Raw genomic sequence first — 13,230 nt, forward strand, 5'->3', positions numbered from 1 at the left:
GCCATCGAGGGGGCCTGCTGTGTCTTCAATTTGCAGCATTGCCATCGCGGGAATCAAGGCCGGTGTGGCGAAAGAAACCGCTATTAACTAACTTGCTGATCTGTTAAAAGTTTCTGAGTAAAAGCTTGTCTCCATGCTCAATTCGCATACATTCGTCGTAAAGAACGGATCTTGCAAAAGCAGCGAAGTATGAAACGGCTCTGCAGAACACAGGAAGAAGCATCGTCGGGCCAGGGAATCCCGCAGAAGATCTGGACTTCGACATTACAGAAAACGCGCCAACCACGAATAAGTCTGGCGAGACGGTAACCTCGTCAGCCGCAACAAAAATAAGGGGTAAGTTATGTTGTTAAAGCGTATTGAGCGTGACATTAAATCCATAAGTAAAATCAATCTACTTAAGCTTGCTGTTTTACTTGGCACCTTGCATATAGGACAAGTATTTGCATTATGTAATGGTGGCGTTACCGTCACCTCTGCCCTGGATATTGCAGCAAGTTGTGATGGAGGAAATGTAAAAGGTTTAACGCTTGATACTGGCGCTGCCGTAGATATTAACTCTGGAGTCACTGTATCAAACGACGCACCTTTTGGTGTGAATGGTAGAGCGGTGGTTGTTTTAAACACTGCAACATCGGCCTCCTTGATCAATCACGGGTCAATCTATACATACAATCAATGGGGATTGTGGACCCAAGCCGGAGGCAATGTTGATGTTGTCAACTTTGGGCAAATTGATGCAACAGTTAGGTACGGAATTTCCAATCAAGGGACAATTACCTCGTTAACCAACGTGGGAACGATTACCGGCGGCTTTGGAAGTATTGGGAATAGTGCTGGAACTTCGATCGATGTTTTTAATAATTTACAAGGGCAAAGTGGAGCATCATCAAGCCCCGTAACGCTCGTTGGTAGTTTGCCGTTAAGTTATAACATTATTATTAACGACCCGGCTCATTATGGGCAATTGTCTGCCCCTGGTAGTGTTGGCGCAATGGCTTTTAATATTTATGGCAATGCGGGCACAACCTTGGTCGCTGGAGTCAATGCCTCGACGATAACTGCTACCCGCTATCTAAACGTATTAAAAGGCCTTAACTCCCTGTCTGGCGTGACTGGTGTGGCAGGTACATATAATGGCTACAATTATAGTTTGGTTGCGAATGGATTATTGGCTGATAGTTGGGATTTACTCGTATACCTGAGCGGCCCATCGGCAATTGATACACAAGCATCAATCCGTAAGTCCGCACAAAGATTACGAGGTGTTTTCAATCATGCTGCCACTTCTACAAACTTTGCAAATATGAACACATACGACTGTAATCTGTTTGATAGTCAAGGTATGTGTTTATCGGGAGGTGGCCGCTACACCAATGGGGATAATCCAGACTCAAGCAGCACTAGCGCTGTAGTTGTTTTTGGCTACAAAGCCTCAGAAAATATCCGAATTGGTGGGTTCCTCGATGAAAATGTAAATAACAACATGCCTACAGGCATTAAAGTTTCAAATAAGACGCCAATGATGGGTGTATTTCTTGTGTGGAATCAGAATACTGACGCTTTAGGTTATCAAGTCAAGCTGGCGAATGCTTATTTGGATAACGATATAAAAACTACTCGCGATGTGATTGGCACCTCTGAAGCAGGGGTTGGATCCACAAACCTGAATACGCAAAGCTATGTAGGTGAATTAAGTTATGCCTTCACTTATAGGGATAACACATTGCTGCGCCCTTATCTTGCGTTGCGTTACACCGTCATCAAACAAGATGGCTACACTGAGACGGGTGTTTCTTTCCCCTTGCGTTATGCCTCCTTAGCTGATCGTTCCACAACTGCACTGGTCGGATTAAAACTACACCATGCAATGACGCCCAGAATCACTTTGACGGGCAGTCTGGGTGTTGAGCACGACCTGGAACACAGAGTAGATGACTATTCTGCAACCTCGACTGGGATTAGTGGCTTAACTTCCGAGAACTTCAACGACAGCATTCAACGCACAAGAACGGTAGCTTCTGCAGGCGCCTATTATGCGGTGTCCAAAAAACAACGTATTTCTGGTGATATTTACTACCAGCAACTGCCATTCCAAAGCACTGGCTCAACAACAGCTTACGTCAGCTATATGATTGGTTTCTAGTTTTTATCTTGATTGTACAGATCAAATATTCACCTGACACCGGCTCCAAGCCGGTGTTGTTTTAAGCAGCCTCTGCCAAGCCTGACCCGGGCTGCTCGACGATGCCTTCCAGGAACATCCGGATAAGCGTTCTTCCTTCCATCATGCGGCCCTGATGAGGCCGCTCGTGGTTGTAGTGGTGCAGGTAACGATCCAGATCCTCCTGCATCTGTTCAACCGACTCGTACCAGGTCGTTCGGCCCGCCACCCGGAAGTGTTCGTCCAGCAGGGTGCGATGCAGGCGTTCGACGAAGCCGTTGCTCTGCGGCCGGCGCACCCGCGTGGTCCCCCTTCAACCTGAATTTGAATCGATGACCGGTATGGGGGGCATGGCTGACTTAGCTTGCTCTGAATGCCAATGGCAGCTTCGGCCGAGGACCCGCCTGTCACGCCTGGATCGTCAACCATCGCAACCTCTGTTGGGCCCGTGTGAACCGGTCAAGGTGCCCGAACCCGTCTGCAACATCATTATCGTACTCGACGCCTTCCAGGATGGCCAGTCAGCGAAGTGGCCCGTCAGGACATCCGGACGTAGTGGCTCTCGTACGGCGAGCGGAGTGGCGGGCCTGGCCCGTCACTCCGCGCGCATCTGGTCAAGCCGTGCCTGGACCTCGCGCTTGCCCATCTTCCGGACGGTCGCGATGACGGCAAGCTGCTCGTTCCTTGGGCGCGTCGTGCCGGTTTCCCAGTTGTAGATGGTTTGGGCGGAAACGCCCACCAGCGCTCCCATCTCCGGCGCGGACAGTCCGAGCCGCGTCCGCTGCGCACGCACACCTTGCGGCTTGAACCGCAGTTTCGTTTCGGATTCCCCGTCGGCGATAGGGGCGACCTTCTTCGGCACCATTTTTTCGAGGCGGGATATCTGCTTTTCCAAGGCCTCGATGCGCCGCTTCAAAGCGGCGATATCGGCACGGTAGCGGCTCGATGCCTTCTTGAGGCTTTCGGTTTCGCCGCGTAACTGCCTGCGGACGAGTCGGGCGATTTCTTCCTTGAGCACAGATGCGATGTTCGACAATTTGCGGTCCTCATAGCGTACGGGTAAAGGTAAATGGTACAGGGATCGACCTCATTCAAGCGCGCCGGTCGACGGTTATCGCCAAATTGGTCGCTGATCCCTCGGTCTTTGCTGCCGTCGCCAACCCCAGGCCTGCGCCGCGAGACGGCCTCTCCCTCGGTATCCGGCTCGGGGGGATGAATGTTCAAATGCCCCGCTTGACCATGGCGACCAGTTGGTCGAGCGCCACACCCCAGCCTGCCTCAAAGCCCATGGCGGCGTGCGTCCGGCACCCCGTTTCGTCCGCATGAATGACGGTGGCGCGGTAGCGGGTGCTGTTTTCGCCATGGGGGGCCATTTCGACTGTGGCGGTAAACATGAACCCGGCCGACTCATCGCTGCAGGGGGCGTTCATCGAGGCGGGCCGGAAGCCGGGCAACAAGGCATTGGTCCAGACGAGCTTTTCGTTTGGGATCGTTACGAGAAAGCAGCCGATGTTGGGGTATACCTCGCCTTCGGGCGACTGCATGCTGGTGCGAAACATGCCGCCGGGGCACACGTCGACTTCGGCTTCGATGACTTTCCATGGCAAGGGGCAAAACCATTGCTTGATCAGCTCGGGTTCGGTCCAGGCGCGCCAAACCAGCCGGGGTGGCACATCGACGATGCGCTCAAAAGTCAAATCCAATTTGCTGTTGAAGCTCGTTGTCATCGATTTTCTCCTTGGTTGGGGGTGAGGTGCCCGCGGATCGTCTGGTATGGGTGTGTTTAGGGCTTGAGGCAGATTGGGCTCGTTTGCCCGCACTTCGCTTGGCCTTACCCGGCGTATCGACGGACCTGCCCGCGCCGGGGCCGGAAGCCGTTTCCTGTACCAGCCTGATGCCGGACTCACTGGTGTGTAGCTCCTGCAGACAGGCATCCAGACGGTCCAGGCGTCCTTCCCACAGCTGCCTGTACTGCTCGATCCAGTCAACCGCCTGCTTGAGTTGCACGCCGTCGATCTTGCAGGGGCGCTGCTGTGCATGGCGGGTCTTGATCAGCAAGCCCGCCTTTTCCAGCACCTTGATGTGTTTCGAGACGGCAGGCAGGCTCATCTTGAATGGCGCGGCAAGCTCGTTCACCGAAGCCTCGCCCTGTATCAGACGCGCCAGCATGGCCCGCCGGGTGGGGTCTGACAGGGCCGCAAAGGTCATGCTCAGGGTGTCGGTTGCAGGGCTCATCGTAACTTTCTAGCAAGGTTAATTAACTTTTCAGTTAAATTATGGACGCGCTTGGGCGTTCGTCAGAGACCGCGGCCAGCGGCCGGTTCAGCCCTCCGCCACCACTCCCAGCACCGCCTCACCATACGCTTCCAGCTTCTTCGTCCCCAGCCCCGATATCTCGCCCAGTTCCGCCAGCGTCACAGGTCGGCGCGCGGCGATCTCGCGCAGGGTGGCGTCGTGCAGGATGACGTAGGCGGGCACGCCCTTCTCGTTGGCGGTTTCGCGGCGCCAGGCGCGCAAGGACAGGAACAAGGGATCTTCATCGTCGTGAACGCCGGCGCCGGAACTGGGGGCGAGGCGAGACTTCTTGCGCGCCGGCCGCGCTTCGATGGCGCGCAGCATGACGGTTTCCTCGCCCTTGAGCACCGGCTTGGCTGCCTGGGTGAGCTTGAGCGCGCCGTAGGCGCTGTGGTCCACCTCCAGCAGCCCGCGCACGACCAGCTGCCGCAGCACGGCGCGCCACACCTTGTCGGTCTGGCTGGCGCCGATGCCGAACACGCTCAGCTGGCCGTGGCCGAAGCGGTCGATTTTCTCGGTCGCCTTGCCGAGCAGCACGTCGATGACATGGCCGGCGCCGAAGCGCTGACCGGTGCGGTAGACGGCGGAGAGCAGCTTCTGCGCGGCCTCGGTGCCGTCCCACAGCGTCGGCGGATTCAGGCAGACGTCGCAGTTGCCGCACGGCTGGCTGGCTTCGCCGAAGTAGCTCAATAGCGCAACGCGGCGGCAGCTTGCCGCTTCGCACAGGCCGACCAGGGCGTCGAGCTTGGCGTGGCCGATGCGCTTGTGCGCGTCCTCGGCCTCGCCTTCGTCGATAAAACGTCTTTGCGTCACGACGTCCTGCAGGCCCCATGCCATCCACGCCTCGGCGGGCTCGCCATCGCGCCCGGCGCGGCCGGTTTCCTGGTAGTAGCCTTCGACCGAGCGCGGCAAGTCCAGGTGGGCGACGAAGCGCACGTCGGGCTTGTCGATGCCCATGCCGAACGCGAGCGTGGCGACCATGACGACGCCGTCCTCGCGCAGGAATCTTTCCTGGTGGCGGGCGCGCGTCGCGTTGTCCATGCCGCCGTGGTAAGGCAGCGCGGTGAGGCCGGCCTGCGCCAATCCGGCGGCGGTTTCCTCGACCTTCTTGCGCGTGCTGCAGTAGACGATGCCGGCTTCGCCCTTGTGTTCGCCCAGGAAATCGAGCAACTGCCGGCGCGGGTCGGACTTTTCGGCAATGCGATAACGGATGTTGGGGCGGTCGAAGCTGGCCACGAAGACGCGCGCGGCGCCCAGATCAAGGCGTTGCAGGATTTCGGCGCGCGTCGCGGCGTCGGCGGTGGCGGTGAGCGCGATCCGCGGCACCGCGGGAAAGCGTTCGTGCAGCGCCGACAGGCCCAGATATTCCGGGCGGAAGTCGTGCCCCCATTGCGACACGCAGTGTGCCTCGTCGATAGCGAACAGCGCCACCCTAGCCTGTTCGAGCAGGTCCTGGAAACGCGGCGTGAGCAGGCGCTCCGGGGCGACGTAGAGCAATTTCAACTGGCCGGTGACGAATTCGCGCTCGACCTGCATTGCCGCCGCACCGTCGAGGCTGGAATTGAGGAAGGCCGCGGCGATGCCCAGTTCCTGCAGCGCCGCGACCTGGTCCTGCATCAGCGCGATCAGCGGCGACACCACCACCGCACAGCCCTCGCGCAGCAGGGCAGGAATCTGGAAACACAGCGACTTGCCGCCGCCGGTGGGCATCAGCACCAGCGCGTCGCCACCCGCCACCAGCGTGTCGACGATGGCCGCCTGCTCGCCGCGAAACGCGGGGTAGCCGAAGACGCGGTTGAGGATATCTAACGGAGTGTCGGACATGAAGCTGGTTTCAAATAAGGCACGCTGGCGGCGCCGGGCTAATTTCCGACACCGTTCGTTTAGGGTGATTCATTTTGACCGTTCGCCCTGAGCCTGTCGAAGGGCAGCCCTTCGACAGGCTCAGGGCGAACGGCTCAGTGGCCAAATGAAAGCATTGGGTTAATTCTGATTTTCCAGCTGGAAAATCAGCGTGTCACATCGGCTATAATTGTGTCACGTTTTGCCCCGTTGGAGGCACCCATGAAAACCCTGACTATCCGCGAAGCCCGCGAAGGCCTGTCGCACCCCGACCAGATGTTCGCCGATGCCGACGAAGTGCTGGTCGTGAAGCATGGCGAGCCGGTAGCGCGCATCCTGCCGGTGGAACCGCGCAAAAAGACATTCCGTTCGCTGGCTGCCTTCCGCGCGACGATGCCGTTCCAGGATGTGCCGAGCGAAGTCCTGATTCGCGAAGACCGCGACGAACGCGGCTGATGCGTGTCTACCTCGACACCAGCGCGCTCGTGAAGCGCTACCTGCCCGAGCGCAATAGTGAGGCGTTCGATGCCTATTTTTCCGAACTGGCACCCGCCCACATCAGCCGTCTCACGCTGGTCGAATTGCGCTCGACCCTCGCGCGCAAACGCCGCCAGGCACGCCTGAACCCGGAGCAGGAGGCGGCCGCAATGAACGAGGTGCGCACCGACATCCAGAATGGCCTGCTCACCGTTGCGCCTTCGACCGATGCCGATTTCATCGAAGCCTTGCGTTTGATGGACGAACTCACCGCGTTGCCCTTGCGCACGCTCGACGCACTTCATCTGGCGACCGCATCCGTGCTCGGCTCCGTCGTCATCGCCACCGCCGACGACGTGATGCGGCGCGCCGCTTTACAACTCCAACTCGAAGTCGCCTATTTCGGCGATTGATTCCTCGCTCATCATGACCACAGAAACCTCTACCACGCCGCCACTCGACGAGAACCAGATCATCATGGAGCGCCGTGCCAAGCTCGCAGCGATTCGCGAAGCGGGCGTCGCCTTCCCCAACGACTTCCAGCGCCACGACTACGCTGGCAAGCTGGCCGCCGAGCATGGCGACAAAACCAAGGAGGCGCTGGAAGCCGAGGGCGTGCAGGTGCAACTCGCCGGCCGCATGATGCTGAAGCGTGTGATGGGCAAGGCCAGCTTCGCCACGCTGCAGGACATGAGCGGACGGATTCAGGTCTACGTGTCGAACGACCTCACCGGCACCGAGGCGCACGAGGCGTTCAAGCACTGGGACCTCGGCGACTTCCTCGGCGTGACCGGCACGCTGTTCAAGACCAACAAGGGCGAACTGACCATCCAGGCGAAATCGATCCGCCTGCTCTCCAAGGCGCTGCGCCCGCTGCCGGAGAAATTCCATGGCCTGGCCGACCAGGAGCAGAAATACCGCCAGCGCTACCTCGACCTCATCACCAACGACACCGCGCGCGAAACCTTCATGCGCCGCTCGAAGATCATCCAGAGCATCCGCGAGTTCATGACCGGCCACGGCTTCCTCGAAGTCGAGACGCCGATGATGCACCCCATCCCCGGCGGCGCCGCGGCCAAGCCCTTCGCCACGCATCACAACGCGCTCGACATGGAACTGTTCCTGCGCATCGCGCCCGAGCTGTACCTGAAGCGCCTGGTGGTCGGGGGCTTCGAGAAGGTGTTCGAGATCAACCGCAACTTCCGTAACGAGGGGCTGTCGACGCGTCACAACCCCGAGTTCACCATGATGGAGTTCTACGAGGCCTACCGCGAGTACCGCTACCTGATGGACTACACCGAGGCGCTGATCCGCCACACCGCGGTCGCCGCCACCGGCTCGACCACGGTCACCTATCAGGGCAACGAGATCGAGCTCGGCAAGCCGTTCGACCGCCTCACCATCGTCGAGGCAATCCGCAAATACAACCCTGAATACACCGTGGCGCAGCTGAACGACCGCGACTGGCTGATCGCGCAGTTCACCGCGATGAAGGCCAAGTACAAACCGCAGGACGGCCTCGGCGGGCTGCAGCTGTCCTTCTTCGAGGAAACCACCGAGGCGCAGCTGATCCAGCCGACCTTCATCATCGACTACCCGGCCGAAGTCTCGCCGCTGGCGCGCCGCTCCGACAGCCAGCCCGACATCACCGAGCGCTTCGAGCTGTTCATCACCGGGCGCGAGATGGCCAACGGCTTCTCCGAGCTGAACGACGCCGAGGACCAGGCCGAGCGCTTCATGGAACAGGTGCGGGCCAAGGAAGCCGGCGACGAGGAGGCGATGCACTACGACGCCGACTTCATCCGCGCGCTCGAGCACGGCCTGCCGCCCACCGGCGGCTGCGGCATCGGCATCGACCGCCTGGTCATGCTGCTGACGGATTCGCCGAGCATCCGCGACGTCATCCTGTTCCCGCAGATGCGGCGCGAAAGCTGATCCAGCCGCCATGGGGCAATACGCGCTCAAGATCGGCCTGTCCGCGCTGATCCTCGTCGCAGTGGCCGAAGTGGCCAAGCGCAGCACTTTCTGGGCGGCCGCGCTGGCGTCTTTGCCGCTGACTTCGCTGCTGGCCTTTGTCTGGCTGTATCTCGACACCGGCGACGTGCAAAAGGTCGCCACGCTGGCCGGCGGTATCTTCTGGCTGGTGCTGCCCTCCCTGCTGCTATTCGTTCTGCTGCCGCTTCTGCTGCGCAGCGGCTGGGGATTCTGGGTCAGCCTCGGCGTATCCAGCGCCGCCACGGCGCTGGCCTACCTTGGCATGGTCAAGCTGCTGGCTGCATTCGGCATCCGCCTGTAACCGCATCGCCTGCGCACGGCGCGCTTCCGGTAAAATTCCGCCTTTCGCCTGTTTCGACCCTCTTTACACGAGTCAACCCACCATGACCGACACCTTCAACAGCTTCGACTCCTTTTCCACCGGCAGCGGCAGTGCCCGCTTCGCCTCGCTGAAGAAACTGGAAACCGCCCTCGGAACGTCCGTGGCGCGCCTGCCGGTATCCATCCGCGTCGTGCTGGAGTCGGTGCTGCGGAATTGTGATGGCGTGAAGGTCACGCCCGAGCATGTCAGGCAGCTGGCAAGCTGGAAGCCCAATGCCGAGCGCACCGAGGAAATCCCCTTCACCGTGGCGCGCGTGATCCTGCAGGACTTCACCGGCGTGCCACTGCTGGCCGACCTCGCCGCGATGCGCTCGGCCGCACAGAAAATGGGCAAGGATCCGAAGAAGATCGAGCCGCTGGTGCCGGTCGACATGGTGGTCGACCACTCGATCCAGGTCGACGCCTCGGGCACGCACGACGCGCTCGACCTCAACATGAAGATCGAGTTCGAGCGCAATCGCGAGCGCTACCAGTTCCTCAAGTGGGGCATGCAGGCCTTCGACACCTTCAAGGTGGTGCCGCCCGGCGTCGGCATCGTGCACCAGGTGAACATGGAATACCTGGCGCGCGGCGTGATGGAGAAGGACGGCATGGCCTATCCCGACACGCTGGTCGGCACCGACAGCCACACCACCATGATCAACGGCCTCGGCATCGTCGCCTGGGGCGTGGGCGGCATCGAGGCCGAAGCCGCGATGCTGGGTCAGCCCGTGTATTTCCTCACGCCCGACGTCGTCGGCGTGAACCTCAAGGGCCACGCCAAACCCGGCGTCACCGCCACCGACGTCGTGCTGACCATCACCGAAATGCTGCGTAAAGCCAAGGTCGTCGGCAAGTTCGTCGAATTCTTCGGTGAAGGCGCAGCCGCGATGTCGGTCACCGACCGCGCGACCATCGCCAACATGGCGCCCGAATACGGTGCGACCATGGGCTTCTTCCCGGTCGACGAAGCGACCTGCCAGTACTTCGCTGCCACCGGACGCGCGCCCGCGCAGGTCGACACGATCCGCGCCTACTACCAGGCGCAGGGCCTGTTCGGCATCCCCAAGGCAGACGAGATCGACTACTCGCAGGTGCTGGAACTCGACCTCGCCAGCGTCGAACCCTCGGTCGCCGGCCCCAAGCGGCCGCAGGACCGCATCGCGCTGGCCAACCTGAAATCTGCCTTCACCGGACTGATGGACAAACCGGTGGCCGAGGGCGGCTACGGCAAGGGCGCCGCCGCGCTTCATACCGGCCACACGCCGATCAAACACGGCGACATCGCCATCGCCGCCATCACCTCCTGCACCAACACCTCCAACCCGGGCGTGATGCTGGCGGCCGGCCTGCTAGCGAAGAAAGCCGCCGCGCTCGGCCTGAAGCCGCCTGCGCACGTCAAGACCTCGCTCGGCCCCGGCTCGCGCGCGGTCACCGAATACCTCAACAAGGCCGGCCTCATGGACGCGCTGGAACAGGTCGGCTTTTCCGTGGTGGGCTACGGCTGCACCACCTGCATCGGCAACTCCGGCCCCTTGAAGCCGGAAATCGAGAAAGCCATCGCCGACAACGACCTGGTCGTGGCGTCGGTACTGTCCGGCAATCGCAATTTCGAAGCGCGCGTGCACCAGGCGGTCAAGGCCAACTTCCTGATGTCGCCGCCGCTGGTGGTCGCCTTCGCGCTCGCCGGCCGCGTCGACATCGACTTCGACAAGGAGGCCATCGGCACCGGCAAGGACGGCAAGCCCGTATTCCTCAAGGACCTGTGGCCGAGCAACGCGGACATCGCTGCCGTGATGGGCACCGCGACCGATGCCGCGGCCTACCGCAAGATCTACGCCGATGTCGGCGCCGACAATCCGCTGTGGGATGCCGTCTCCGCCCCCACCGGCACGGTCTACGAGTGGGATGCGAAGTCGACCTACATCCAGCAGCCGCCTTTCTTTGCGGGCACCCAGGCCGCCAGTGGCGGCATCCAGGGCGCGCGGGCGCTGGCGATCTTCGGCGACTCGGTGACGACCGACCACATCAGCCCCGCCGGCGGCATCAAGCCGACCTCGCCGGCCGGCCTCTACCTCACCGAGCACGGCGTGCAGAAAGCCGACTTCAACAGCTACGGCGCCCGCCGCGGCAACCACGAAGTGATGATGCGCGGCACCTTCGCCAACGTCCGCATCAAGAACCTGATGATCCCCGGCTCCGAGGGGGGCATCACGCTGAAGGGCGGCGAGCAGCAGCCGATCTACGATGCCGCCATGGCATACCAGCATGAGGGCATGCCGCTGATGATCTTCGCCGGCGAGGAATACGGCACGGGTTCGTCGCGCGACTGGGCCGCCAAGGGCACCACCCTGCTCGGCGTGAAGGCCGTCGTCGCCAGGAGCTTCGAGCGCATCCACCGCGCCAACCTCGCCGGCATGGGCGTACTGCCCTGCCAGTTCAAGGACGGCGTCGACGCGGCCACGCTGAAGCTCGACGGCAGCGAGACCTTCGACCTCGAAGGCACCGAGTCCGGTATCACGCCGCAGCAGGATGTCACGCTGGTGATCCACCGCGCCGATGGAAAAGTGGAACGCGTCGCGCTCAAGCTGCGCATCGACACGCCGATTGAGGTCGAGTACTACAACAAGGGCGGCATCCTGCCCTTCGTGCTCGAACAGCTAGTGGGGTAAATCCGGTGTGCGCAGGCTCCCAAGGACAAGGAGCCGCCAGCGAAATAAACTGACCCAGTGACGCATGTCACTGGGCCAGTTTTCGGTAGAGCGTCCGTTCACTGATTCCCAGCTGCGCGGCCAGCGACTTGCGGTCGCCGCCATGGTGCGCCAGCGCCCATTGCAGATAGCGCAGTTCTGCCGTTTCCAGCGGCACGATGTCGTCCACGCCCGGCATGCCTGCCTCGTCGCTTTTCAGTTCGGGTGGCAGATGCTCCTCCAGCAGGGTATCGCCGTCGGCCATCAGCATCGCGCGTTCGATGATGTTGCGCAGTTCGCGGACGTTGCCCGGGTAATCGTAGGCCTGCAGCCGCATGCGTGCGGCCTCGCTCAGTGTGTAGGCCCGCCCCGGCGCCAGCCGCGCCAGCAGCGTCTCGGCCAGCAGGGCGATGTCGCCGCGCCGTTCGCGCAAGGCTGGCAGGTGGATCGGGAACACGCTGAGCCGGTAATACAGGTCGCGCCGGAAACTGCCGCGCTCGACCATGGTCTTGAGATCGCGATGAGTGGCGGCGATCAGACGAAAATCGGCACGCAGCGTCTCCACGCCGCCGACCCGGCGAAAGGTCCCCGTTTCCAATAGACGCAACAGCTTGACCTGCAGGCTCAACGGAATGTCACCCACCTCGTCCAGAAACAGCGTGCCGCCTGACGCCGATTCGACCAGGCCGATCTTGCGCTGGCTGGCGCCGGTGAACGCACCTTTCTCATAGCCGAACAGTTCGCTCTCGAACAGGGTTTCGGTCAGCCCCGAGCACTCCACCACCACGAACGGCCCATGCTCGCGCCGGCTCTGCTGGTGGATGGCCTGCGCGACCAGTTCCTTGCCGGTGCCCGATTCGCCCAGCAACAGGGCGGCGGTGTCCGACGGCGCCACGCGCCGGACCAGTTCGAGCATGCGATTGAAGGCGGCCGACTTGCCGACCATGCCACTTTCGGCGGGAAAACTGCTGGCCTCGCGTACCGTCAGCATGCGTTCGACGAAATACGCGATCTTGCCCGACGTACCGATGATCGGCGTCAGCTCGACGTCGACATGCTCCTCGCCGCGCGGCGTATGGTGCAGATGCAGCACACGCCGGGGCTCGCCGCTGACCCGGCTGGCTGCGAGCGGGCAGGATTCACCGCATTCGTCGCAGGGCCGGCTGTAGCCATGCGATATCGCATAGCAAAACTGCCCGACCACATTCCGCTCGCCGGCATACACACGGCGATAGGCCGCATTGGCCGCCAGAATCCGGTAATCGATCCCCATGACGATCTGGGGATCGGGATGGGTCTCAAGAAAGCTGATGAGTTCGTTGGCCGGTGACATTGTCTTATGCCACTTATGTCATTTGAATCACAAAACATTAACAGGTTTTGTCATAAATGACAGTCCGTGCTTTC

The 13,230-nt window shown here is 61.1% G+C and carries 11 protein-coding genes and 1 pseudogene; 6 read left to right on the forward strand and 6 right to left on the reverse strand.

The genetic code is table 11. From position 1 onward, the window contains the following. Positions 1 to 343 precede the first annotated feature (343 nt). Entirely contained in the window at positions 344 to 2,146 is a 1,803-nt protein-coding gene (locus ABT23_RS04615) for an autotransporter outer membrane beta-barrel domain-containing protein (protein ID WP_296631837.1), read from the forward strand. A 61-nt stretch (positions 2,147 to 2,207) separates the two neighbouring features. On the opposite strand, the pseudogene ABT23_RS04620 reads toward ABT23_RS04615, so the two are convergent. From ABT23_RS04620 to recQ, 5 genes and pseudogenes are all read right to left on the reverse strand, one after another. Then, positions 2,208 to 2,471: pseudogene (locus ABT23_RS04620) on the reverse strand (integrase core domain-containing protein); the annotation flags it as partial. 288 nt (positions 2,472 to 2,759) lie between these two features. Next, complete coding sequence (locus ABT23_RS04625; protein WP_296631840.1) at positions 2,760 to 3,200, reverse strand: helix-turn-helix transcriptional regulator; 441 nt, start codon at positions 3,198 to 3,200, stop codon at positions 2,760 to 2,762. Between the two features lie 184 nt (positions 3,201 to 3,384). Beyond that, complete coding sequence (locus tag ABT23_RS04630; RefSeq protein WP_296631842.1) at positions 3,385 to 3,867, reverse strand: SRPBCC family protein; 483 nt, start codon at positions 3,865 to 3,867, stop codon at positions 3,385 to 3,387. Further along, complete coding sequence (locus ABT23_RS04635) at positions 3,851 to 4,399, reverse strand: metalloregulator ArsR/SmtB family transcription factor (protein WP_296631845.1); 549 nt, start codon at positions 4,397 to 4,399, stop codon at positions 3,851 to 3,853. The genes ABT23_RS04630 and ABT23_RS04635 overlap by 17 nt, the downstream gene beginning before the upstream one ends. A gap of 87 nt (positions 4,400 to 4,486) precedes the next feature. Next, positions 4,487 to 6,283: a DNA helicase RecQ gene (gene recQ, locus ABT23_RS04640; RefSeq protein WP_296631847.1), complete on the reverse strand. Its 1,797-nt coding sequence runs from the start codon at positions 6,281 to 6,283 to the stop codon at positions 4,487 to 4,489. Positions 6,284 to 6,523: 240 nt separating this feature from the next. Between recQ and ABT23_RS04645 the strand changes: the two genes are divergently transcribed. From ABT23_RS04645 to acnA, 5 genes are all read left to right on the forward strand, one after another. Further along, positions 6,524 to 6,757: a type II toxin-antitoxin system prevent-host-death family antitoxin gene (locus ABT23_RS04645; RefSeq protein WP_296631849.1), complete on the forward strand. Its 234-nt coding sequence runs from the start codon at positions 6,524 to 6,526 to the stop codon at positions 6,755 to 6,757. Further along, a complete protein-coding gene (locus ABT23_RS04650) occupies positions 6,757 to 7,191 on the forward strand; it encodes a type II toxin-antitoxin system VapC family toxin (protein ID WP_296631851.1) in 435 nt (144 codons plus the stop codon). The genes ABT23_RS04645 and ABT23_RS04650 overlap by 1 nt, the downstream gene beginning before the upstream one ends. A gap of 13 nt (positions 7,192 to 7,204) precedes the next feature. Next, entirely contained in the window at positions 7,205 to 8,713 is a 1,509-nt protein-coding gene (gene lysS, locus ABT23_RS04655; RefSeq protein WP_296631853.1) for a lysine--tRNA ligase, read from the forward strand. 10 nt (positions 8,714 to 8,723) lie between these two features. Beyond that, positions 8,724 to 9,074: a DUF3147 family protein gene (locus ABT23_RS04660; RefSeq protein WP_296631856.1), complete on the forward strand. Its 351-nt coding sequence runs from the start codon at positions 8,724 to 8,726 to the stop codon at positions 9,072 to 9,074. A gap of 82 nt (positions 9,075 to 9,156) precedes the next feature. After that, the gene (gene acnA, locus ABT23_RS04665) at positions 9,157 to 11,805 is read left to right on the forward strand and encodes an aconitate hydratase AcnA (protein ID WP_296631859.1); all 2,649 of its coding nucleotides are present in this window, start codon (positions 9,157 to 9,159) and stop codon (positions 11,803 to 11,805) included. 67 nt (positions 11,806 to 11,872) lie between these two features. Here acnA and ABT23_RS04670 read toward each other — a convergent pair whose 3' ends face one another. Then, complete coding sequence (locus ABT23_RS04670) at positions 11,873 to 13,156, reverse strand: sigma-54-dependent Fis family transcriptional regulator (RefSeq protein ID WP_296631861.1); 1,284 nt, start codon at positions 13,154 to 13,156, stop codon at positions 11,873 to 11,875. Between the last annotated feature and the right edge of the window lie 74 nt (positions 13,157 to 13,230).

It is taken from the genome of Thiobacillus sp. SCN 63-57, from assembly GCF_001725555.1.
Classification (GTDB): domain Bacteria; phylum Pseudomonadota; class Gammaproteobacteria; order Burkholderiales; family Thiobacillaceae; genus Thiobacillus.

Bases quoted from the DNA above. Each gene is read 5' to 3' on its own strand.
- ABT23_RS04615 (WP_296631837.1), top strand. From the start codon at position 344: ATGTTGTTAAAGCGTATTGAGCGTGACATTAAATCCATAAGTAAAATC.
- ABT23_RS04635 (WP_296631845.1), bottom strand. From the start codon at position 4,399: ATGAGCCCTGCAACCGACACCCTGAGCATGACCTTTGCGGCCCTGTCA.
- recQ (WP_296631847.1), bottom strand. From the start codon at position 6,283: ATGTCCGACACTCCGTTAGATATCCTCAACCGCGTCTTCGGCTACCCC.
- ABT23_RS04645 (WP_296631849.1), top strand. From the start codon at position 6,524: ATGAAAACCCTGACTATCCGCGAAGCCCGCGAAGGCCTGTCGCACCCC.
- ABT23_RS04650 (WP_296631851.1), top strand. From the start codon at position 6,757: ATGCGTGTCTACCTCGACACCAGCGCGCTCGTGAAGCGCTACCTGCCC.
- lysS (WP_296631853.1), top strand. From the start codon at position 7,205: ATGACCACAGAAACCTCTACCACGCCGCCACTCGACGAGAACCAGATC.
- ABT23_RS04660 (WP_296631856.1), top strand. From the start codon at position 8,724: ATGGGGCAATACGCGCTCAAGATCGGCCTGTCCGCGCTGATCCTCGTC.
- acnA (WP_296631859.1), top strand. From the start codon at position 9,157: ATGACCGACACCTTCAACAGCTTCGACTCCTTTTCCACCGGCAGCGGC.
- ABT23_RS04670 (WP_296631861.1), bottom strand. From the start codon at position 13,156: ATGTCACCGGCCAACGAACTCATCAGCTTTCTTGAGACCCATCCCGAT.